Below are 22,713 nucleotides of genomic sequence, written 5' to 3'. Positions count from 1 at the left end.
GCGGCGCGTGGCAGCATGGGGCGGTGCCTCCCGAGTCGACCCCCTCCTCCTGGCGCGCCCGCGTCGGCGAGCTCAGCGGTTCCGCCGAGACCGAGTCGCCGACCGTCCTCACTCCGATCGGGCTGCAGTTCGAGCTGCGCCGGCTGGTGCGCCGGGCCGACGATCCGTGGCGGGCGCCGGCGAGCGAGCGCGTCACGGCGAAGACCTACGACCCCGACGAGCGCCGCGACCACCGTCTGGCCACCCGCCCCGTCGTCCGCGGGCGCGGGGGCGCCTGGAACCGCACCACCCTGACCTGGAAGTCGCTGAACTTCCAGACCCACCGGCTCTCGCTCGACCCCGCTCACCAGCGCTGGTTCGCCGAGTTCGCGGCCCTGCACCGCGCCACGCGCACCGTCCACCTGGGGCAGGACCCCGACTGGATCCACCTCGACGACTACGAGAGCCCGCTGCTCTGGCGGCTGCTCGAGCAGGCGCAGGCCGCCGGGATCCCGCTGCTCGCCCCGGAGAAGGGCGCGGTCCGTCTCGCCGGTCCCGCGCATGTGGCGGTGACGGTCTCGGCGGAGGAGGGAGCGCTCCGGCTGCGGCCCGTCCTGCGGATCGACGGCGCGGAGCACGCGCCCGAGTCGGCGCGTCCGGTCGCCCGGCACGGCGTCTACGCGGTCGAGGGCGGCGATCCGTCCTCGCTCCTGCTCGCGCCCGCGTCCCTGCCCTTCGACGACGAGGAGCTGCGGCTCCTCGACCACCCCGAGGAGACGGAGGTCCCGGCGGAGGACGTGCCCGAGTTCGTCGGCGAGCACCTCCCCGCCCTCCGCGGCCGCGTCGCGGTCCGCGAGGAGGGCGTCGACCTCGTCCTGGACGATCCGGAGCCCCCGCGCCTGGTCTGCACGGTCTCGTTCGAGCCGCGGCGCGCCGTCAGGGTGGGCTGGCACTGGCGCCGCTCGCCCGATCGCGCGGACGAGCTCGACGGCACGGCCGACGCGGCTCTCGAGCGCGCGGTGCTCCGCCGGGTGCGCTCGGTGCTCGGCGAGGCCGGGTCCGCTCTCGTGCCGGAGCCGGGGACGAGCGCGGTCCTGCGCGGGGCCGAGGCAGCGGTGTTCGTGGTGGAGCAGCTCCCGCAGCTGGAGGGGATCGGCGGGGTCCGGATCGAGCGCGACGGCGCGGCCCCGGACTACCGCCTGCTGACCGGACCGCTCACGCTCACCATCACCGCGGTCGACACCGAGAGCGCCGACTGGTTCGACCTCGGCGTCGTCGTGACCATCGGCGACGCGACCGTGCCGTTCCTGCCCCTCTTCCGCGCTCTGGCCGCGGGCGGCGACCGCATCCGCCTGGTCGACCACTCCTACCTCTCGCTCGCGCACCCCGGCCTCGACCGGCTCCGGGAGCTGCTGACCCGGGCGGACGAGCTCGAGGAGTGGGAGACGGGACCGCGGCTCGGCCGGCACCAGGCCGGGCTGTGGAACGAGCTGGAGGAGCTCGCCGACGAGAGCGTCCCCTCCGACGCGTGGCGCGCCGTGCTCGACTCCGCGCTGGCCGCCGGGTCGCCGGAGGACGTGGAGCCGCCGGAGGGCCTGACCGCCCGGCTGCGTCCGTACCAGCGGGCGGGCTACGCCTGGCTCGTGCACCGCCTCCGTCACGGGCTCGGCGGGATCCTGGCCGACGACATGGGCCTCGGCAAGACCCTGCAGGCGCTGGCCATGATGCTCGACGCGGTCGAGGAGGCGGGCCGCGCCGGGATCCGCCGCGCGCCGTTCCTCGTGGTCGCCCCCACCTCGGTCGTGCCGGGCTGGCGCTCGGAGGCCGAGCGCTTCGCGCCCGCCCTGCGCGTCCACGTCGTCGCGAGCTCGCGGGAGGGCGCGCTCGACGCGATCCCGGCCGACGCGGACGTGGTCCTCACCAGCTACGCGGTCCTGCGCCTCGGCGGCGAGCGCTGGGCGTCAAGGACGTGGTCGGCGCTGATCCTCGACGAGGCCCAGTTCGTCAAGAACCCCGCCTCGCAGACGCACCGGGCCGCCCGCGGGGTCGGCGCGCCCGTCACGCTCGCGCTCACCGGCACACCGCTGGAGAACTCGCTCGACGAGCTCTGGGCGGTCCTCGCCCTGGTGGCGCCCGGGCTCCTGCCGCCGCTGCGCCGCTTCCGCGAGGAGTACACCCGGCCGATCCTGCACGCGGAGGCGCCCGTCGGCATCGCCTCGCCCGATCTGTCCGAGGGACGGACCGTCAGCCACACCGAGGGCGCGCGCCGCCGCCTCGAGAGACTGCGCCGACGACTGCGTCCGTTCCTGCTCCGCCGCACCAAGGAGGCGGTGGCGCCGGAGCTCCCCGAGAAGCAGGAGCAGATGATCGAGGTCGCGCTGACCCCCGCCCACCGGGTGCTCTACGACGGCTACCTCCAGCGCGAGCGGCGGAAGCTCCTGGGTCTGGTCGACGACCTCGACCGGCAGCGCTTCACGGTGTTCCGATCGCTCACCCTCCTGCGCCTGCTCGCGCTCGACGCGTCCCTGGTCGACCCGGCCTACCGGCACGTCCCGTCCGCGAAGCTCGACGTGCTCGTCGAGCAGCTCGACGACGTGATCGCGGAAGGCCGTCGGGCCCTCGTCTTCAGCACCTTCACCTCGTACCTGGAGCGGGCGGGGGAGCGGCTGCGTCGGCGCGGCATCCCGTTCGTGCAGCTCGACGGCTCCACGCGGGACCGCGCGGGAGTGATCGAGGAGTTCCGCTCGGGAGCCGCGCCCGTCTTCCTGATCAGCCTGAAGGCGGGCGGCACCGGGCTCACCCTCACCGAGGCCGACCACGTCTTCATCCTCGACCCGTGGTGGAACCCGGCGGCCGAGGCGCAGGCCGTCGACCGCGCGCACCGCATCGGCCAGGAGCGGCGGGTGAACGTGTACCGGCTGGTGGCGACGGACACGATCGAGGAGAAGATCGTGCGCCTCCAGGAGCGCAAGGGCCGCCTCAGCACGGCGGTGCTCGACGAGGGCGAGCTCTTCGCCCGGGCGCTGTCGGCCGACGACGTCCGCGAACTGCTGGCCGAGTGACCACGGCCCCACGAAGGGTGACAGAACGGCCAGCCGCGGCCCAGGATCCGAGCGCACACTGAGCGGATGAGACGCCGCCGCCCCCGCCCCCGCGCCGACTGGATCGTGGCCCTCGAGAAGGGCGACGACGCCGGGCTCTTCGGACCGGGCAGCGCGGTCTGGGCGGTCAACGGCGGCCTGCCCACGATGATCGCCGGAGTGCGGGCTCTGCTCATGCAGACCCTCCACGCCGGAGCGATGGCCGGTGTGCACGACCACTCCCGCTACCGCGAGGACCCGATGGGCCGGCTCGACAACACGGTCCGCTGGGTCCTGACCACCAGCTTCGGCGACACCGCCGCGGCGAGCGGAGCGGCGCGCTGGGTGACCGGCGTGCACGAGCGGATCGTCGGCTCCTACGAGGACGCCGGCGGGCGTGAGCGCTCCTACTCGGCGCAGGACCCCCGCCTGCTGCTCTGGGTGCACGACGCCTTCACCGACGCGTTCCTCGGCGCCCACGAGATCTGGGGCGGACGGATCCCCGGCGGCCCCGACGCCTACGTGCGCGAGTGGGCCGCCTCCGGCCGGCTGCTCGGAGTGGAGGATCCGCCCGAGAGCGTCGCGGAGCTCCGCGCGCAGCTCGCCGGATTCGCGGGCGAGCTCAAGCCCGACGCACGCGTGCACGAGGCGGTCGGCTTCCTCCGCGACATCCGGCTGCCGGGCGAGGCGGGCGTGGTCTACCCGCTGCTGTTCGCCGGCGCGGTCGCCTCGCTCAGCCCCGAGGTGCGGAGGCTCCTGGGCCTCCGGCGCCCGTGGTGGCCCGCGATCACGGCGAACCGCCTGCTGTTCGTGTTCCTGGGCCGGTATCTCGGCCGGGTCTCGCCGAGCGAGCAGGCCGCGATCGACCGCATCGCCGGCCTCGACCAGGTGCGCACCGGCGCCTGACGCTCTTCCCGTACACCTGTCCGGGAAGTGGTAGACTGACGCCGATGACTCCCGCCCGCCTCGCCTCCGTGCCCGCGGCGGAGTCCCCCTCGGCGCTCGGCTCCGCCGATCCGCGAGCCCGGCGCACCCGCCGCCGCGTGTTCGACGCGGTCGAGCGGCTCGTCATGCAGAGCGACGGCGAGAGGGCCGAGGGCATCGCGGTGAGCGACATCGTGCGCGAGGCCGGGATCAGCCGCAGCTCGTTCTACGCCCACTTCGACGACGCGGCGGGAGTCGCCTCCGCGCTGCTCCGCCAGGACCTCGTGGTCGCCGACGTCGCCGAGGGCGATCCCGCCGACCGCTCCGGAGCCGACGCCCTGCAGCGCGGCTACTCGCGGCTCGTCGAGCGGCTGGTCGACCGCCACGCCTTCCATGCCCGGCTCCGCGCGCGGGCCTCCGCCCGGGTCGCCTCCGACGACGCCGTGCTCGACACGGCGCTCGCCCTGCACCGCGAGGTGCTCGCCCGGGTCGACGTCCCCGCAGCGGTCGACCCCGAGCTCACCGCGGTCTTCGCGGCCGGCGGCGTCCTCTCCGTGGTCGGCGCCTGGCTCGCCGGCTCCCTCGACGGCACCGACGAGGAGCTGGTCGAGCACCTCGTCGCGCTGCTCCCGGCCTGGCTCGCCGCGGCGCCGCTGCGCCCCCTGGACTCCTCACTCCCACCACGCCCCACGACGAAAGGCACGACATGATGACATTCGAGGTCGGCGAGACCCTGGTCTACCCGCACCACGGAGCGGTGACGATCACCGGGCTCGAGAAGCGCTCGGTCAAGGGCGTCGAGAAGACGTTCATGACGATGAACGTGCACACCAGCGAGCTCACCATCACCCTCCCCGTCGAAAACGCCGAGCTCGTCGGCGTCCGCGAGATCATCGACGACGCCGGAGTCCAGGCGGTCTACGACGTCCTGCGCAGCGACGTCGCGGAGGAGGCCAGCAACTGGTCCCGCCGCTTCAAGGCCAACCAGGAGAAGATGGCCAGCGGCAGCGTGTACCGCGTCAGCGAGGTCGTCCGCGACCTGTGGCGCCGCGAGCAGGCGGGCGGCGTCTCGGCCGGCGAGAAGCGGATGCTCCTCAAGGCGCGTCAGATCCTCGTGTCGGAGCTCTCGCTCGCCCTGAAGGGCACCGACGAGGAGGCCTCGGCCAAGCTCGACGAGGTCCTCGCCTCGGCGATCTGACCCCGCGTCGCGGCGGGTCGGCTCACTCGGGCCGGCACGCCGCGATGATCCTCGCGGCGACCTCGTCCTGCGAGGCGGAGCCGTCGATCCGCACCAGGAGCTCGCGCTCGTCGTAGACCTCCGCCAGAGGAGCCGTCTCGCGCTCGTAGACCTCGATCCGGTTCCGCACCACCTCGGGGTCGTCGTCGGCGCGGTCCTGCTCCTGCGCCCGCACGTGCAGCCGTTCGAGGACCACGTCCGCGTCGGCCGTCAGCAGCACGACGCACGAGAGCGGCGTGCCCCGCTCCTCGAGGAGCTCCGCCAGCGCGTCCACCTGGGCGAGCGTGCGCGGGTAGCCGTCGAGAATGAACCCGTCCCGGGCGTCCTCCTCGGCGATGCGCTCGGCGACCAGGGCGTTCGTCAGCTCGTCCGGCACGTACTCGCCGGCCTCCACGAGCGCCCTCAGACGCCGTCCGAGGTCGGTGCCGTCGGCGACGTGCGCGCGGAACAGATCGCCGGTGGAGATCGCCGGCACCCCCAGCTCGCGCGACAGCACAGCCGCCTGGGTGCCCTTGCCCACGCCGGGCGGGCCCATCATGATGACGCGCATCGCTCGTCCTCCTCGGTGTCGTCAGGCGATGCTAGCGGTGCGGAGCAGGGTGGCCGGTGCACACCGCGCCCGTAGGCTGGCGGGACGAGCCGAGGAGGAGCGATGCCCGCAGCACCCGGGGCCGAGCAGGCCGCCGCCGATCTGGCCGCGCTCCTGCGCGAGGTCTCCGCCGAGCTCGACGCCCGCGGCATCGCCGACCAGGCCGTCGCCGAGCTGCGGACGCCGCGCGCGATCCTCGGCTTCCGCCGCAAGCCGGTGATGGCGCCGGTGACCCGCGCCTGGCGCCTCGGCGTGGTGCTCCTCGGACGCGAGGGCGAGCTCCTCGCGACGGGATCGGTCACTCGTGCCGTCGCTCCGCTGCACGCCAACAACCAGTCCGAGTCGCAGGAGGCGCGCCGCGAGATCCGGCGCGCCGCCTTCGACGGTCCGTTCCAGGAGGGCGAGATCGTCAACTACGGCTGGCGGCGCCTCGCACTGGACGCCGCAGCGCTCGAGTCGGGCCAGGAGCCGCTGGCCCTGCGCGGCTCCGAGGTGCTCGTGCGCTGGGCGCCCGGTCTGGGCGAGCAGGGACTGATGCCGCTGCGCCGGTACCTGGCCGACCGCCTCGACCTCCTCGAGGCCGACTAGCGCCCGGTCACTCCTCCTCGGCCACCGGGTGGAACCACGGCGGGTAGACGGCGACGCGGGGAGAGGCGTCGATGCCCTCGAAGAGAGCCTTGACGCGGTTGCGGGCGGCGACCGACGCCACGCCGACCGTCGCGACGCCCTCGAGCGGGAAGCGCTCGGGCACGAGCGCCTCGGCGCTGCGCAGGGCCGGCTCGTCGACCAGGAGGCGCGCGAAGGTGCGCACGAGCGCGTCGCCCTCGGTGAAGCGCGTGAGGACGTGGGAGGCGTCGCCGTCGCTCAGGACCGGGGCGGAGGCGAGCGAGCCCACCAGGACGACGTACTGCGAAGCGGTGGTCTCGTGGGCGCTCGGCGACCAGTGCGGAGCGACCCGCTCGCCGCGCAGGTCGGCCCAGAGGGCGGCGTCGGGGGAGAGGAAGAAGGGCACGAAGCCGGCGACGCTGACGCCGTCCTTCACCTGCACGGCACGGCGGTGCTCGCGGGTGGTCTCGGCGCTGACGTCGATCGCGGGGCGCTCCTGGAGCTGCTGGTCCGCCAGGATCGCGCCGGCGGCGACGATCGCCTCGAGGTTGTCGAGGTGGGTGACGTGGTAGATCCGCTGCGCGGCGATGTCGACCTTCGGCAGGGGCTTCTCGCGCGCCGTGCCGCGGGCGGCGGCGCGGGCCGTGGCCGCACGGGAGGTCCCGGGCACGCGCGCGGGGGCGCGGGTGGCACGGCCGACCTGCTCGGGGAGCTTCTTCGGGGTGCAGACGTCGCAGAGCGCGATGTCGAGGCCGTGGATGCATTCGGTGGGCACTCTGGATTCCTTCTGCGCGCGGGCTCGGGGTTCCGCCGCAGGGACGACGTTACGCGACCGGGGCCCCCGCGCGTCCCGGCGGCGGGGATCTGCGGAGCCGCGGCGTCCGGCCGGGCATCCTCTGGGAGGCGCCGGAGCACCGCTCCCCGCCGCGTAGCGTGAGCGGGATGAAGCGCGTGCCGCCCGCCGAGGGCCAGGAATCCGTCTGGGACTACCCGCGACCCCCGAGGGTCGAGACCACCACCGAGCACGTGGTCGTGCGGCTGGGCGGCGTCGTCGTCGCCGAGTCCCGCGACGCTCTCCGCGTCCTCGAGACGAGCCACCCTCCCGTCTACTACCTCCCCGTGTCCTCGTTCGCGCCCGGGGCGCTCGAGCCCGCGCCCGGCCGCAGCATCTGCGAGTTCAAGGGCGCGGCCTCCTACCTGACCGTGCGCGGGGGAGGAGGAGCGGTCGCGGAGGCGGCGGGCTGGACGTACCCCGAGCCGATGGCCGGCTTCGAGGCCCTCGTCGACACCGTCGCCCTCTACCCCGGCCGGATGGACTCCTGCACGGTCGACGGCGAGGCGGTCCAGCCGCAGCCGGGCGACTTCTACGGCGGCTGGATCACCTCGCGCGTGGTCGGTCCGTTCAAGGGCTCGCCGGGCACGATGTTCTGGTGAATCAGACGGGGGAGGGCGGACCGAGCGGATCCTGGACGAGGACCGCTCGTGCGGCGTCGATCCCCGAGGCCTCCAGCGTCCATTCCGGCCGCACCAGGGTCTCCGGTGTGACGCGGAACCGCAGCTCCTCGACCGGCGCACCGTCCGGACCGACGATCCGGTGCGTCCCGTTCGGCCGGTAGCCGAGGGCCTCCGAGACCCGGATCGAGCGGGTGTTCCAGGCGAGAGCGGCGCTCTCGGCGACCTCGGCTCCGAGGTGGTCGAAGGCGAGGAGGAGCACGGCGGCGCGCATCTCCCGCCCGAGGCCGCGGCCCTGTGCCGAGCGGGTGAGCCACGAGCCCGAGGTCAGGGTGCGGGTGGCGGCGAAGGACTCGGCGACCACGTCCTGGCAGCCGACGACCCGGCCGTCCTCGACCACGGCGAACGCGACGCGCCACGACTCCCGCGTCGTCTGCGCGCGCTGCGACCAGTGGAAGCGGGCGAGCTCGCCGGGCAGGCGCTCCGCCGGCGCCTCGGCCCAGGGGGAGGGGAACGGCGAGCGGCCGCTCTCGTGCACGCCCGCGAGGGCTGCCTCGGCGAGAGGGCCGAGGTCGGCGTCGCGGACCGGATGCAGCTCGAGCCGCGGCGTGCGCAGCTCCAGCGAGAACAGGGGCCAGGGGTCGGTGCTCATCCGACGACGCTAGCGAGCGGAGGCGCGCACCGCGCGACCAGGCGGGTACCGGTGGTGGGACTCGAACCCACAAGCCCTCTCGGACAGAGCATTTTGAGTGCCCCGCGTCTGCCATTCCGCCACACCGGCTCATCACCAGCCCGTCGAGAATACCGTAGGCTCATCGGCGTGACTGACCAGGAACCCTCGTCGACCGCACCCCGTCGGGTCGTCGTCGCCGAAGACGAATCCCTCATCCGCCTCGACATCGTGGAGATCCTCCGCGACAACGGCTTCGAGGTCGTCGGCGAGGCCGGCGACGGCGAGACCGCTGTGGCCCTCGCCACCGAGCTGCGCCCCGATCTCGTCATCATGGACGTCAAGATGCCCCAGCTCGACGGCATCTCGGCGGCCGAGCGCCTCTCGAAGGCGCACATCGCGCCCGTCGTCCTGCTCACCGCCTTCAGCCAGAAGGAGCTCGTCGAGCGCGCCAGCGAGGCCGGAGCGCTCGCCTACGTCGTGAAGCCCTTCACGCCCAACGACCTGCTGCCCGCGATCGAGATCGCCCTCTCGCGGTACGCCCAGATCCTCACCCTCGAGGCCGAGGTCGCCGACATGGTCGAGCGCTTCGAGACCCGCAAGCTCGTCGACCGCGCCAAGGGCCTGCTCAACGAGAAGATGGGGCTCACCGAGCCCGAGGCGTTCCGCTGGATCCAGAAGGCCTCCATGGACCGCCGGCTCACCATGCACGACGTCGCGCAGGCGATCATCGAGCAGCTGAGCACGAAGAAGGCCTAGCGCGAGGCCGGGCCCGAGGGCCCACGGCCTCAGGGCCAGAGGCGGGTGCGCTCCCACGGGGAGCCGCCCGCCTCCTTCGTTCCCGGGCGGTACTCGAGACGGGTGTGATCCTGCTCCGGCGCGGTCGAGCCCTGCCAGAACTCGATGCGCCCGGGCACGACGCGGTAGACGGCCCACTCCCGGTCGAGCGTCGCGGGCGAGCAGCCCACGGCGACGCTGGTCTGGAGCGTGACGAGGCCGAAGTCCTGCGCGCTGCGCATCGGCTCGCTCTGGCGTCCGACGAGCAGGGCGGTGCGAGCGGCCTCGGAGCGGCGGCGGAAGTCGTCGGCCGACTCCTGCGCGGAGGCGCGCTCGACCCGGCCCTCGACCCGGACCTGACGGCCCTGGACCGGCCAGAAGAAGGTCAGCGCGGCGTGCGGGTTCTCCACCATGGCGCGTCCCTTGGGGCTGGTGGCATGGGTGGAGAACGCCCAGCCCGCCTCGTCGATCTCGCGCAGCACGAGCACGCGCGCCGAGACCGTGCCGTCGTCGGAGGCGGTGGAGAGCGTGGCGCCGTGGGGGAGGAGCTGGCCAGCGTCCTTCGCCTCCTCGAGCCACTGCGCGAACAGCTCGAGAGGATCGGCCGGAGCCGCCTCCGCATCGAACGAGGGCAGCTCGGAGGGCATGGACGGGAGGCTCTTGAGGAGATGGCGAAGGCTCATCCGCTCAGTGTCGCCCTTCGGGCACCACCGGGCACAGTCGCGCGCCGTCGCTTGACAGTGCCGCTCGCCGCGGTGCCGGGTCCCCGAGCGGCGCGGCCGACCGGTCGATCCCCCGTCGCTCGCAGGCGCGGGCGGTCCCGACGGCGGTCGCGGTCCTGGGCGCGGTCGTCGCCCTCCGCTCCCGCGAGGGGGACCCGTCCGCTCCCGTCAGCGGGCGTCGCGGATGATGTTGGTGATCCGCACGGTGGAGAGGCGGCGCCCCTCCTGGTCGCGCACGACGATCTCGTGGGTGGTGAGGGTGGACCCCAGGTGGATCGCGTCGCAGGTGGCGATCACGAAGCCCGAGTGGACCGAGCGGCTGTGGCTCGCGTTCAGCTCGATGCCCATCGCCAGGCGGCCCGCGCCGGCGTGCACGTTCGCCGCGATCGAGCCCATCGACTCGGCGAGCACGACGTGCGCGCCGCCGTGCAGGATGCCGACCGGCTGCCGGTTGCCCTCGACGGGCATCGAGGCCACCGAGTGCTGCGGGGTGAGCTCGTGCCAGAGGATCCCCATCCGCTCGGCGAGCTCGCCCATGCCGCGGCCGATCCCGGCGACCAGGTCGAGCGCGGGCGGGCGGATCCAGGCGGTCGTGGTGGGGGTCGGCTCGGTCACGTCGCTCCTCGCGCTGGAGCCTCGGAGCGGCCCTGACCGGCGGGCGCGAGCGGGCCGATCCGGTGTCGGAGGCGCTGTGTAGTCTGGCCCTGTGTCAGATCCGGAACAGCCTACCCTCCTGCTCGTCGACGGCCATTCCCTGGCGTTCCGGGCGTTCTACGCGCTCCCGGTCGACAGCTTCCAGACCCGCGAGGGCCAGCACACGAACGCCATCCACGGCTTCCTCTCGATGCTGATCCTGCTGCTGAAGAACGAGAAGCCGACCCACCTCGGCGTCGCGTTCGACATCTCCCGCTACTCGTTCCGCACGCGCGAGTACCCGGAGTACAAGGGCACCCGCGGCGAGACGCCGCCCGAGTTCAAGGGCCAGGTCCCCCTCCTCGAGGAGGCGCTGCACGCCATGAACATCCGGACCGTCTCGAAGGAGGACTTCGAGGCCGACGACATCCTCGCGACGCTCGCCCGCCAGGGGGCCGAGGCCGGCTTCCGCGTGCTGGTCGTCTCGGGCGATCGCGACACCATCCAGCTGGTGACTCCGGACGTCACCCTGCTCTACCCCTCCACCCAGGGCGTCTCGCAGCTCACCCGCTACGACCGCGACAAGGTCTTCGAGAAGTACGGCGTCGAGCCGCACCAGTACCCCGAGATCGCCGCGCTCGTCGGCGAGACCAGCGACAACCTGCCCGGCGTCGACAAGGTCGGCCCCAAGACGGCCGCGAAGTGGGTCAACCAGTACGGCACGGTCGCCGACATCATCGCCCACGCCGACGAGATCAAGGGCGTGGTCGGCGAGAAGCTGCGCGAGCAGAAGGAGAACGCGCTCCGCAACCGCCGCCTCAACCGGCTGGTGACGGACGTCGAGCTCCCCCTCGGGCCGCACGATCTGACGCGCCGTCCGATCGATCCCGACGCGGTCCGCGAGATCTTCAGCCGCCTCGAGTTCAAGACCCTGCAGGAGCGGGTCCTCACGATCGCCGCGGAGGAGGGCGTCGACGGCGCCGCCGCGGCCCTGGCGGGCGACGTGGTCACGACCTCAGCGCCCGCCGTCCGCACCCTGGTCGACGAGGAGCTCGCGCACTGGCTCGACCGCGTGTCGGCGAAGGGCACCGCGCCCGTCGCCGTGCAGGTCCTGCTCGGAGCCGGCGGGCTCGAGGGTGTGGGTCTCGCGGTCGAGAAGGAGACGGCGTTCGTCCCGTGGGCCGCCGAGCGGCCCGACTACACCGCGCTCGAGCAGTGGCTGGCCGGGCCCGCCCCCAAGTACTTCGCCGACGCGAAGCCCCAGATCAAGGCGCTGCGGAGGGCCGGACTCCCCGTCGCGGGGCTCGCGTTCGACACCCGCGTCGCCTCCTGGCTGGTGCAGCCCACCGGGCACCCGGCCACGCTCGCGGCGCAGGTCGCGCAGCACCTCGACGAGACCATGGCGCAGGGCGACCCGAACCAGCTGGTCCCCACCGTCGAGCCGATGGGGCCCGCCACCGAGGCCTGGTACGCGTACCGGCTCGTCGCTCCGCTGCGCGAGCGGCTGGGCGAGGGGATGCTCTCGGTGCTCGTCGACATCGAGCTGCCGATCGTCCAGGTCCTCGCGACGATGGAGCTCACCGGCGTCGCGATCGACGCCGACGTGCTGGCGCGCCTCCGCGCCGAGCTGACCGTCTCGGCCGCCGACCTCGCGAGCCGCGCGTTCGCCGAGATCGGCCACGAGATGAACCTCGGCTCGCCCAAGCAGCTGCAGCAGGTCCTCTTCGAGGAGCTCGACATGCCGCGCACCCGGGCCACGAAGACGGGCTATACCACCGACGCCTCCGCCCTCGCAGACCTGCAGGAGTCGCACCCGCACCCGTTCCTCGGGCTGCTCCTCGAGCACCGCGACGCGACCAAGCTCAAGCAGATCATCGAGACGCTCGAGAAGTCGGTCACCGCCGACGGCCGGATCCACACCAGCTACGACCAGACCGGCACGGCCACCGGCCGGATCTCCTCCAACGACCCGAACCTGCAGAACATCCCCGTCCGCAGCGAGGTGGGCCGCCGCATCCGCACCGCCTTCGTCCACGGAGCGGACGCGAGCACCCTCCTCACTGCCGACTACTCGCAGATCGAGATGCGGATCATGGCGCACCTGTCCGGCGACGCCGGGCTGATCGAGGCCTTCCACTCCGGCGAGGACCTGCACCGCTTCGTCGGGTCGCGGATCTTCGGCGTCGATCCGGGCGACGTCACCTCGGCCATGCGCAACAAGGTCAAGGCGATGTCGTACGGCCTCGCCTACGGCCTGAGCGCCTTCGGCCTGTCGAAGCAGCTGCGCATCTCGAGCGCCGAGGCGAAGCAGCTGATGACCGACTACTTCGTCCGCTTCGGCGCGGTGCGCGACTACCTCCGCAGCGTCGTCGAGCAGGCCCGCGAGACCGGCTACACCGAGACGATCTTCGGTCGCCGGCGTCCCTTCCCCGACCTGCAGAGCGCGAACCGCGTCCTCCGCGACAACGCCGAGCGGGCGGCGCTCAACTCGCCGATCCAGGGCTCGGCCGCCGACATCATGAAGCGGGCGATGATCGGCGTGCAGGCCGACCTCGACGAGCAGGGGCTCGGCTCGCGGATGCTCCTCCAGGTGCACGACGAGCTCATCTTCGACGTCGCCCCCGGCGAGGAGGAGCCGCTCGAGGCCATCGTCCGCGGCCGGATGGCGGGAGCCGCCGACCTGAGCGTCCCGCTCGAGGTGCAGGTGGGCCACGGGTCCGACTGGGACGTCGCCGCGCACTGAGCCGGCCGCAGCGCCTGGCTAGGCTCGGAGGCATGAGCACCGACACCCCCCGCGAGCCCACCGCCGTCGACGCCGTCGCCGAGCGCTGGGTCGACACGCTCGTCGACCTCGACCCCACCCTCGGCACCGCGATCGGACGCAGCGGCGCGAACGGCCGCCTGGGCGACTACTCGCCGGCCGGTCTCGAGCGCGCCCGGGCGGCGACCGCCTCGGCCCTCGCCGAGCTCGAGGCAGCCGACCCCGTGGACGACGTCGACCGCGTCACGGTCGCCGACCTCGGCGCCGAGCTCCGGCTCTCCCTGGAGGGGCACGACGCCGGTCTGCCGCTGCGGGACCTCAACGTGATCGCGTCCCCGGCGCAGGAGCTGCGCGACGTCTTCGACCTGATGCCGACGGACGAGGTCGCCGACTGGGAGGCGGTCGCCGAGCGGCTGCTGGCCGTGCCGGCCGCCCTCGAGGGCTACGCGGAGACCCTGCGCGAGGGGATGCGCACCGGCATCATCCCCGCCCGCCGCCAGGTCGAGCTCGTCGCCGAGCAGGCGCGGAAGATCGCCGCTCCCCGGGGGTTCTTCGCCGAGCTGGCCGCGGAGGCCGCTCCCGCCGCCGGATCCCTGCCCGCGTCGCTCGCTCAGCGACTGGAGGACGGCGCCCGCCGTGCCTCGGCCGCCTACGGGTCGCTCGCGCAGTTCCTCCGGGGCGAGCTCGCCCCCGCCGCGACCGAGCAGGACGCCGTCGGCCGGGAGCTGTACGCGCTGCACTCCCGCCGCTTCCTCGGCGCTGTCGTCGACCTCGACGAGACCTACGAGTGGGGGATCGAGGAGCTGGCCCGCATGACGTCCGAGCAGGAGGCGATCGCGCGCGAGATCCTGCCCGGCGCCTCCGTCGCCGAGGCGATCGCCCACCTCGAGGCGGACCCGGCCCGCACTCTGCACGGCGTCGACGCTCTGCAGGCCTGGATGCAGGAGACCAGCGACCGCTCCGTCCGCGAGCTCGCCGGCACCGCCTTCGACATCCCGGAGGAGGTGCGCCGCCTCGAGTGCAGGATCGCGCCGACCCAGGAGGGCGGCATCTACTACACCGGTCCGAGCGACGACTTCTCGCGCCCGGGGCGGATGTGGTGGTCGGTCCCGGCCGGAGTCACCGAGTTCGCCACCTGGCGGGAGCTGACCACGGTCTACCACGAGGGCGTCCCGGGCCATCACCTGCAGATCGGCCAGGCCGTCCACAACCGCGCCCGCCTCAACACCTGGCGCCGTCAGCTCGCCGGGACCTCCGGCCACGCCGAGGGCTGGGCGCTCTACGCGGAGCGGCTGATGGAGCGCTTCGGCTACCTCGACGACCCGGCCGACCGCCTGGGCATGCTCGACGGCCAGCGGATGCGCGCGGCGCGCGTCGTGCTGGACATCGGCGTGCACCTCCAGAAGCCGATGCCGGGCTCCGGCACCGTCTGGACCGCCGAGTCGGCCCTCGACTTCATGCGGGCCAACGTGAACATGGACGACGCGTTCGTGCGCTTCGAGGTGAACCGGTACCTCGGGTGGCCGGGGCAGGCTCCGTCCTACAAGATCGGGCAGCGGATCTGGGAGCAGCTGCGCGACGAGGCGGAGGTGCGCGAGGGCGCCGCGTTCTCGCTCGCGGCCTTCCACCGGAGGGCGCTCGACCTCGGCGGCGTCGGTCTCGACACCCTCCGCTCCTCCCTCGCCGGCTGACTCCGGAACCCGCGCCTGGACGGGCGCGGCGAGATTGCCGTGCGCCTCCCGGGGCGTCTAAGCTGGGGTGTCACATCTGTGGCGCCGCCGTGCCCGCGGCGCGCGAGGAAGGCCGGTCCTCCGGCCGGCCGAGCGCGGCTCCCGGGCCGGAGGCACATCCCTCACCACCGCAGTGGTCACCACTCCGCCGAGCCGCGAGGCCCGCAGGCGGCCGCCGCCCGAGACCCATCCATCCTGGAGCATCCCTTAATGACAACCGCAACGACCGACAAGGCAACCAAGCAGGTCGCGATCAACGACATCGGGTCTGCTGAAGACTTTCTTGCCGCGGTCGAAAAGACTCTGAAGTTCTTCAACGACGGAGACCTCATCGAAGGCACCGTCGTGAAGATCGACCGCGACGAGGTCCTCCTCGACGTCGGCTACAAGACCGAGGGCGTCATCCCCTCGCGCGAGCTCTCCATCAAGCACGACGTCGACCCCTCCGAGGTCGTCAACGTGGGCGACAGCGTCGAGGCCCTCGTCCTCCAGAAGGAGGACAAGGAGGGTCGCCTGATCCTGTCCAAGAAGCGTGCGCAGTACGAGCGCGCGTGGGGCGACGTCGAGAAGATCAAGGAGTCGGACGGCGTCGTCACCGGCTCGGTCATCGAGGTCGTCAAGGGCGGTCTCATCGTCGACATCGGCCTCCGCGGCTTCCTCCCGGCCTCGCTCATCGAGCTGCGCCGCGTCCGCGACCTCACGCCGTACCTCGGCCAGGAGATCGAGGCGAAGATCCTCGAGCTCGACAAGAACCGCAACAACGTGGTCCTGTCGCGTCGCGCGCTCCTCGAGCAGACCCAGTCCGAGAGCCGCACCACGTTCCTGAACAACCTGCACAAGGGTCAGGTCCGCAAGGGCGTCGTGTCGTCGATCGTCAACTTCGGTGCGTTCGTCGACCTCGGCGGCGTCGACGGTCTCGTCCACGTCTCCGAGCTCTCCTGGAAGCACATCGAGCACGCCTCCGAGGTCGTCGAGGTGGGCCAGGAGGTCACCGTCGAGATCCTCGAGGTCGACCTCGACCGCGAGCGCGTGTCGCTCTCGCTCAAGGCGACCCAGGAGGACCCGTGGCAGGTCTTCGCCCGCACCCACGCGATCGGACAGGTCGCGCCGGGCAAGGTCACGAAGCTGGTCCCGTTCGGTGCCTTCGTCCGCGTCGCGGACGGCATCGAGGGCCTCGTCCACATCTCCGAGCTGTCGGGCAAGCACGTCGAGCTCGCCGAGCAGGTCGTGTCGGTCGGCGAAGAGGTGTTCGTCAAGGTCATCGACATCGACCTCGACCGTCGCCGCATCTCCCTCTCGCTCAAGCAGGCGAACGAGAACGTCGACCCCGAGGGCACCGAGTTCGACCCGGCGCTCTACGGCATGGCCACGGAGTACGACGACCAGGGGAACTACAAGTACCCCGAGGGCTTCGACCCCGAGACCAACGAGTGGCGCGAGGGCTTCGAGTCGCAGCGCGAGGCCTGGGAGCAGGAGTACGCCGCTGCTCAGGCGCGCTGGGAGGCCCACAAGGCCCAGGTGGCCAAGTCGCAGGAGGAGGCGGCCACCGTCTCCGAGGGCGTCTCGGTCGGCGCCGGCTTCACCAGCGAGTCGACCACCGGCGGCACCCTCGCCGACGACGAGTCGCTCGCCGCGCTCCGCGAGAAGCTGTCCTCGAACAACTGATCGCGAGCACATCGCATCGAACGGCCGGTCCCCTCGGGGGCCGGCCGTTCGGCGTTCCGGGCGACGGCGCTGGGTAGGGTGGCCGGGTGCATCTCGTCGCCCTCACCGGAGGCATCGCCTCGGGCAAGTCCACCGTCGCCCGCCGTCTCGCCGAGCACGGAGCGGTGGTGGTCGACGCCGACGTCCTCGCGCGCGAGGTCGTCGAGCCGGGGGAGCCGGCGCTGGCGGCGATCGCCGAGCGCTTCGGCCCGTCCGTGATCGGCGCGGACGGCGCGCTCGACCGCCCGGCGCTCGGCGCGATCGTCTTCTCGGACGCGGCGGCCCGCGCCGACCTCAATGCGATCACCCATCCGGCGGTGACGCTCCGCTCGCAGCGGCTGTTCGCGGAGGCCGCGGCGGCGGACCCGGCAGCGGTGGTCGTCTACGACGTCCCCCTCCTGGCCGAGGGCCGCGGAGCGGGGGAGTTCGACGAGGTGGTCGTCGTGCACGCGCCGCAGCACCTCCGCATCGAGCGTCTCGTCGCCCTCCGGGGACTGACCGAGGAGGAGGCACGTGCGCGGGTCTCGTCGCAGGCGAGCGACGAGGAGCGCCTCGCCCTCGCCGACGTCGTGATCGACTCCTCCGGCACGCTGGAGGAGACGCTCGCTCGGACCGACGCACTGTGGGAGCGTCTCGCCCGCTGACGGTCCGTCCCGGACACCCGCCCTCGTGACCGAGCGGCCCGGCCGGAGAGCGCACCCCCGTTCGCCGCCAGCGCACGCGCCGTCCGGTGTCGGTGGTCGCGGCTACGCTTCGAACCATGGAGCCAACCCGTGCCGTGCACCCGTTCGAGGTCATCAGCGAGTACAAGCCGAGCGGTGACCAGCCCGGCGCGATCGCCGATCTGAGCGCCCGCATCAACGCCGGCGAGACCGATGTCGTCCTGCTGGGCGCCACCGGAACCGGCAAGTCCGCGACCACGGCCTGGCTCGTCGAGGCCGTGCAGCGCCCCACGCTCGTGCTCGCGCACAACAAGACCCTCGCCGCGCAGCTCGCCAACGAGTTCCGCGAGCTGTTCCCCAACAACGCCGTCGAGTACTTCGTCTCGTACTACGACTACTACCAGCCCGAGGCCTACGTCCCGCAGACCGACACCTTCATCGAGAAGGACAGCTCGGTCAACGCCGAGGTCGAGCGGCTGCGCCACTCCACCACGAACTCGCTCCTGAGCCGCCGCGACGTGATCGTGGTGTCGACCGTCTCCTGCATCTACGGCCTCGGCCAGCCCGAGCAGTACCTCGAGGCGATGGTGGCGCTCCAGGTCGGCCAGCGGGTCGACCGGGACCGCCTCATCCGCAAGTTCGTGTCGATGCAGTACGCGCGCAACGACGTCGACTTCGCCCGCGGCACCTTCCGGGTGCGGGGCGACACGATCGAGATCATCCCGATGTACGAGGAGCTCGCGATCCGGATCGAGATGTTCGGCGACGAGATCGAGGCGCTCTACACGCTCCACCCGCTCACCGGCGACATCGTCCGGAAGCTCGACTCCGTGTCGGTCTTCCCCGGCTCGCACTACGTCGCCAGCCAGGACGTCATGCACCGTGCGATCGACACCATCCAGCAGGAGCTCGAGGTGCGCCTGGCCGACCTCGAGAAGCAGAACAAGCTCCTCGAGGCGCAGCGCCTGCGGATGCGCACGACCTTCGATCTCGAGATGATGCAGCAGATCGGATTCTGCTCCGGCATCGAGAACTACTCCCGCCACATCGACGGCCGCGAGTCGGGCGAGGCCCCGCACTGCCTGCTCGACTACTTCCCGGACGACTTCCTCGTCGTGATCGACGAGTCGCACGTGACGGTGCCGCAGATCGGTGCGATGTACGAGGGCGACGCCTCCCGCAAGCGCACGCTGGTCGAGCACGGCTTCCGCCTGCCCTCGGCGATGGACAACCGGCCCCTGAAGTGGGAGGAGTTCAAGTCGCGCGTCGGCCAGACCGTCTACCTCTCGGCGACCCCGGGCCGCTACGAGATGGGCATCGCCGACGGCATCGTCGAGCAGATCATCCGTCCGACCGGCCTGATCGATCCCGAGATCGTCGTCAAGCCGACGAAGGGCCAGATCGACGACCTGCTCGAGGAGATCAAGCGCCGCACCGAGCGCGACGAGCGCGTGCTCGTCACGACGCTGACGAAGCGCATGGCCGAGGAGCTCACCGACTTCCTCACGGAGGCCGGCGTCCGGGTCCGCTACCTGCACTCCGACGTCGACACCCTGCGGCGCGTCGAGCTCCTCTCGGAGCTGCGAGCGGGCGTGTACGACGTCCTGGTCGGCATCAACCTGCTGCGCGAGGGGCTCGACCTGCCCGAGGTCTCGCTCGTGGCGATCCTCGACGCCGACAAGGAGGGCTTCCTCCGCTCGTCCACGTCGCTCATCCAGACGATCGGCCGTGCGGCGCGCAACGTCTCGGGCGAGGTCCACATGTACGCCGACAAGGTGACGGACTCGATGCGGCTCGCGATCGACGAGACCGACCGCCGACGCGAGAAGCAGGTCGCCTACAACCTCGACCACGGCATCGACCCGACGCCGCTGCGGAAGAAGATCGCCGACATCACCGACGCCCTCGCCCGCGAGGGGGCCGACACCGCCAAGCTGCTCGCCGGGCGCGACGCCAAGAAGAAGAGCCCCACGCCGAACCTGCGCCGTCAGGGTCTCGCCGCGAACGGCGGCAACGACCTCGAGGCGATCATCTCCGACCTCAACGGGCAGATGCTCCAGGCGGCGGGCGAGCTCAAGTTCGAGCTCGCGGCCCGGCTGCGGGACGAGGTCCAGGAGCTCAAGCGCGAGCTCCGCCAGATGGAGAAGGCCGGGCACCTGTCCTGATCGGAGGCGCTGATCCGCAAGGGGAGGGGCCCGCGGATCAGCGCCCAGCGAACGCCACGGGCGATGTCGGTGGCTCCGCATACACTTTCGGAGTGTCGATCCTGAACGCCGTTACGGACCCCTCCTCCACCCCCTCTCCCTCCTTCCACCGCTTCGTCTCCTCGCTCGACGAGTCGTCCTCGAAGCTGGTGGTGAGCGGCGCGCGGGTGCACAACCTGCAGAACGTCGACCTCGAGATCCCGCGCGACTCGATGGTGGTGTTCACCGGTCTCTCGGGCTCGGGCAAGTCCTCCCTGGCCTTCGACACGATCTTCGCGGAGGGCCAGCGGCGCTACGTCGAGTCCCTCTCCGCGTACGCCCGCCAGTTCCTCGGGCAGGTGGACCGGCCGGACGTCGACTTCATCGAGGGCCTCAGCCCCGCGGTCTCGATCGACCAGAAGTCGACGAACCGCAACCCGCGCTCGACCGTCGGCACGATCACCGAGATCTTCGACTACATGCGTCTGCTGTGGGCGCGCATCGGCGTCCCGCACTGCCCCATCTGCAGCGAGCGGATCTCCGCGCAGACCGTGCAGCAGATCGCCGACCAGCTGATGGAGCTCGAGACCGGTACCCGCTACCAGATCCTCAGCCCCGTCGTCTCCCAGAAGAAGGGCGAGTTCGTCGACCTCTTCAAGGAGCTGACCGCGGGCGGCTACTCCCGCGCCATGGTGGACGGGAAGCTCGTCCAGCTGAGCGAGCCGCCGGTGCTCAAGAAGCAGTACAAGCACGATATCTCCGTCGTGGTCGACCGGCTCGTGGCCGGCCCCGACATCCTCGGGCGCCTCACCGACTCGCTCGAGACGGCCCTGCGGCTCACCGACGGCATCGTGCAGATCAACTACGTCGACGGCGAGGGCGACGGCGCCTGGACCACCTACTCCGAGAAGCTGTCCTGCCCCAACAACCACCCGATCTCGCTGACCGAGATCGAGCCGCGGACCTTCTCCTTCAACGCGCCCTTCGGCGCCTGCCCGGAGTGCTCGGGCCTCGGCACGCGCATGTCGGTCGACGACGAGCTGCTGCTCGGTGACCCCGACCTGAGCATCGCCGAGGGCGTCATCATCCCCTGGACCACCCAGGGCAAGGGCCTGTTCCAGTACTACGAGAAGCTGCTCGACGGCCTCTCCCGCGACCTCGGCTTCACGCTCACCACCCCGTGGAAGCGCCTCAGCACCGAGGTGCAGCAGGCCGTCCTCCACGGCGACAACTTCGAAGTCAAGGTCAAGTGGAAGAACCGCTACGGCCGCGAGATGAGCTACACCTCGGGCTTCGAGGGCGTCGTGCCCTACATCGAGCGCCAGTTCGTCCAGGCCGAGACCGACGTCCAGCGCACCCGCTGGTCCGAGTTCCTCCGCGAGGTGCCCTGCCCCGTGTGCAAGGGCTCCCGCCTGAAGCCGGAGGTGCTCGCCGTGCTCGTGCACGGGGCGAGCATCGCGGACGTGGCCGACCTCAGCCTCGGCGACGCCCAGGACTTCATGAGCCGGCTCGAGCTGACCGACCGCGAGGCGCACATCGCCGCGCAGGTGCTGCGCGAGATCCGCGCGCGCATCGACTTCCTCATCGAGGTCGGGCTCAACTACCTCAACCTCTCGCGCGCCGCCGCCTCCCTGTCGGGCGGCGAGGCGCAGCGCATCCGCCTGGCGACCCAGATCGGCTCCGGGCTGACCGGCGTGCTCTACGTGCTCGACGAGCCGAGCATCGGCCTGCACCAGCGCGACAACCGCCGCCTGATCGACACCCTCATCAAGCTGCGCGACCTGGGCAACACGCTGATCGTGGTCGAGCACGACGAGGACACCATCCGCACCGCCGACTGGATCGTCGACATCGGCCCGGGCGCCGGGGTCAACGGCGGCAAGGTCGTGCACTCCGGCTCCTACGAGTCGCTGCTCGAGAACACCCACTCGCTGACCGGCGACTACGTCTCGGGCCGCAAGGCGATCGAGGTCCCGAAGAAGCGGCGGAAGATCGACCGCAAGCGGATGATCAAGGTCGTCGGGGCGAACGCCAACAACCTCCGCAAGGTCGACGCGGAGTTCCCGCTCGGCACGTTCGTCGCGGTCACCGGGGTCTCCGGCTCCGGCAAGAGCACCCTCGTCAACGACATCCTCTACCGCGTGCTCGCCAACCAGCTCAACGGCGCCCGCAAGGTGCCGGGCAAGCACACGCGCGTCACCGGCCTCGAGAACCTCGACAAGGTCGTGCACGTCGACCAGAACCCGATCGGCCGCACGCCGCGCTCGAACCCCGCCACCTACACGGGCGTGTTCGACCGCATCCGCAACCTCTTCGCCGAGACCACCGAGGCGAAGGCGCGGGGGTACCTGCCCGGACGCTTCAGCTTCAACGTCAAGGGCGGCCGCTGCGAGGCCTGCTCGGGCGACGGCACCATCAAGATCGAGATGAACTTCCTGCCCGACGTCTACGTGGCGTGCGAGGTCTGCGGGGGAGCGCGCTACAACCGCGACACACTGACCGTGCACTACAAGGGCAAGAACATCGCCGAGGTGCTCGACATGCCGATCGCCGAGGCGGCCGACTTCTTCGAGCCCATCACGGCGATCCACCGCTTCCTCCGCACGCTGGTGGAGGTGGGCCTCGGCTACGTCCGCCTCGGCCAGAGCGCGACCACGCTCTCCGGCGGCGAGGCGCAGCGCGTCAAGCTGGCCACCGAGCTCCAGCGCCGCTCCAACGGCCGCAGCGTCTACGTGCTCGACGAGCCGACGACGGGCCTGCACTTCGAGGACGTCCGCAAGCTCCTCCTCGTCCTCAACGGCCTGGTCGACAAGGGCAACACGGTGATCACCATCGAGCACAACCTCGACGTCATCAAGTCCGCCGACTGGCTGATCGACATGGGTCCCGAGGGCGGCGCCGGCGGCGGACAGGTGGTCGCGGTGGGCACCCCCGAGCACGTGGCGAAGGTCGAGGGCAGCCACACCGGCATGTTCCTCGCCGAGATCCTCGGCTGACGCGAGCG

Annotated in this window: 18 protein-coding genes and 1 tRNA gene; 13 read left to right on the top strand and 6 right to left on the bottom strand. The window is 72.0% G+C overall.

Going from position 1 to position 22,713, the window contains the following annotated elements; translation table 11 throughout:
* Window positions 1-23 precede the first annotated feature (23 nt).
* The 4 genes from C5D50_RS12935 to C5D50_RS12920 all read left to right on the top strand — a co-directional run bounded on the left by C5D50_RS12935 (window position 24) and on the right by C5D50_RS12920 (window position 5,181).
* Complete coding sequence (locus C5D50_RS12935) at window positions 24-3,041, top strand: DEAD/DEAH box helicase (protein ID WP_104283693.1); 3,018 nt, start codon at window positions 24-26, stop codon at window positions 3,039-3,041.
* Window positions 3,042-3,107: 66 nt separating this feature from the next.
* Window positions 3,108-3,965, top strand: coding sequence for an oxygenase MpaB family protein (locus tag C5D50_RS12930; protein ID WP_104263169.1), 858 nt, complete (start codon window positions 3,108-3,110; stop codon window positions 3,963-3,965).
* 44 nt (window positions 3,966-4,009) lie between these two features.
* A complete protein-coding gene (locus C5D50_RS12925) occupies window positions 4,010-4,693 on the top strand; it encodes a TetR/AcrR family transcriptional regulator (RefSeq protein ID WP_104221877.1) in 684 nt (227 codons plus the stop codon).
* A complete protein-coding gene (locus C5D50_RS12920; RefSeq protein WP_068257183.1) occupies window positions 4,693-5,181 on the top strand; it encodes a CarD family transcriptional regulator in 489 nt (162 codons plus the stop codon). Before C5D50_RS12925 ends, C5D50_RS12920 begins: the two co-directional genes overlap by 1 nt.
* Window positions 5,182-5,203: 22 nt before the next feature.
* On the opposite strand, the gene C5D50_RS12915 is transcribed toward C5D50_RS12920, so the two are convergent.
* Complete coding sequence (locus tag C5D50_RS12915) at window positions 5,204-5,770, bottom strand: adenylate kinase (protein ID WP_104221879.1); 567 nt, start codon at window positions 5,768-5,770, stop codon at window positions 5,204-5,206.
* Window positions 5,771-5,872: 102 nt separating this feature from the next.
* Between C5D50_RS12915 and C5D50_RS12910 the strand changes: the two genes are divergently transcribed.
* Complete coding sequence (locus tag C5D50_RS12910; RefSeq protein WP_104232649.1) at window positions 5,873-6,397, top strand: hypothetical protein; 525 nt, start codon at window positions 5,873-5,875, stop codon at window positions 6,395-6,397.
* Between the two features lie 7 nt (window positions 6,398-6,404).
* On the opposite strand, the gene C5D50_RS12905 is transcribed toward C5D50_RS12910, so the two are convergent.
* On the bottom strand, window positions 6,405-7,190 hold the full coding sequence (locus C5D50_RS12905; RefSeq protein WP_104221883.1) for a DarT ssDNA thymidine ADP-ribosyltransferase family protein: 786 nt from the start codon (window positions 7,188-7,190) through the stop codon (window positions 6,405-6,407).
* Window positions 7,191-7,357: 167 nt separating this feature from the next.
* Between C5D50_RS12905 and C5D50_RS12900 the strand changes: the two genes are divergently transcribed.
* Entirely contained in the window at window positions 7,358-7,849 is a 492-nt protein-coding gene (locus C5D50_RS12900; protein WP_104221885.1) for a DUF427 domain-containing protein, read from the top strand.
* A 1-nt stretch (window position 7,850) separates the two neighbouring features.
* Here the strand turns inward: C5D50_RS12900 and C5D50_RS12895 are convergent, their stop codons facing one another.
* Both C5D50_RS12895 and C5D50_RS12890 read right to left on the bottom strand, forming a co-directional pair.
* A complete protein-coding gene (locus tag C5D50_RS12895; RefSeq protein WP_104246795.1) occupies window positions 7,851-8,519 on the bottom strand; it encodes a GNAT family N-acetyltransferase in 669 nt (222 codons plus the stop codon).
* Between the two features lie 46 nt (window positions 8,520-8,565).
* A tRNA-Leu gene (locus C5D50_RS12890) sits at window positions 8,566-8,648 on the bottom strand.
* Window positions 8,649-8,687: 39 nt separating this feature from the next.
* Between C5D50_RS12890 and C5D50_RS12885 the strand changes: the two genes are divergently transcribed.
* Window positions 8,688-9,296 (top strand): ANTAR domain-containing response regulator, encoded by a 609-nt coding sequence (locus C5D50_RS12885; protein ID WP_104221889.1) that lies wholly within the window; start codon window positions 8,688-8,690, stop codon window positions 9,294-9,296.
* Between the two features lie 29 nt (window positions 9,297-9,325).
* Here C5D50_RS12885 and C5D50_RS12880 read toward each other — a convergent pair whose 3' ends face one another.
* Entirely contained in the window at window positions 9,326-9,997 is a 672-nt protein-coding gene (locus C5D50_RS12880) for a pyridoxal 5'-phosphate synthase (protein ID WP_104283678.1), read from the bottom strand.
* Between the two features lie 207 nt (window positions 9,998-10,204).
* Complete coding sequence (locus C5D50_RS12875) at window positions 10,205-10,651, bottom strand: PaaI family thioesterase (protein WP_374953047.1); 447 nt, start codon at window positions 10,649-10,651, stop codon at window positions 10,205-10,207.
* A 91-nt stretch (window positions 10,652-10,742) separates the two neighbouring features.
* Between C5D50_RS12875 and polA the strand changes: the two genes are divergently transcribed.
* From polA to uvrA, 6 genes are all read left to right on the top strand, one after another.
* Window positions 10,743-13,412: a DNA polymerase I gene (gene polA, locus C5D50_RS12870; protein ID WP_104273125.1), complete on the top strand. Its 2,670-nt coding sequence runs from the start codon at window positions 10,743-10,745 to the stop codon at window positions 13,410-13,412.
* Window positions 13,413-13,444: 32 nt separating this feature from the next.
* The gene (locus C5D50_RS12865; protein ID WP_104283677.1) at window positions 13,445-15,121 is read left to right on the top strand and encodes a DUF885 domain-containing protein; all 1,677 of its coding nucleotides are present in this window, start codon (window positions 13,445-13,447) and stop codon (window positions 15,119-15,121) included.
* Between the two features lie 249 nt (window positions 15,122-15,370).
* Complete coding sequence (gene rpsA, locus C5D50_RS12860) at window positions 15,371-16,825, top strand: 30S ribosomal protein S1 (protein ID WP_104221897.1); 1,455 nt, start codon at window positions 15,371-15,373, stop codon at window positions 16,823-16,825.
* Between the two features lie 86 nt (window positions 16,826-16,911).
* Window positions 16,912-17,508, top strand: coding sequence for a dephospho-CoA kinase (coaE, locus tag C5D50_RS12855; RefSeq protein ID WP_104232641.1), 597 nt, complete (start codon window positions 16,912-16,914; stop codon window positions 17,506-17,508).
* Between the two features lie 116 nt (window positions 17,509-17,624).
* Entirely contained in the window at window positions 17,625-19,691 is a 2,067-nt protein-coding gene (gene uvrB / locus C5D50_RS12850; RefSeq protein WP_104221901.1) for an excinuclease ABC subunit UvrB, read from the top strand.
* 188 nt (window positions 19,692-19,879) lie between these two features.
* Window positions 19,880-22,705, top strand: a complete 2,826-nt coding sequence (gene uvrA / locus C5D50_RS12845; RefSeq protein WP_244229661.1) for an excinuclease ABC subunit UvrA — start codon at window positions 19,880-19,882, stop codon at window positions 22,703-22,705.
* The last annotated feature ends 8 nt before the right edge of the window (window positions 22,706-22,713 follow it).

This window comes from Rathayibacter sp. RFBD1, from assembly GCF_002932915.1.
Classification (GTDB): domain Bacteria; phylum Actinomycetota; class Actinomycetes; order Actinomycetales; family Microbacteriaceae; genus Rathayibacter.
Note: the sequence above shows the minus strand (reverse complement) of the source record. Positions and strands in the feature narration are given on the sequence as shown.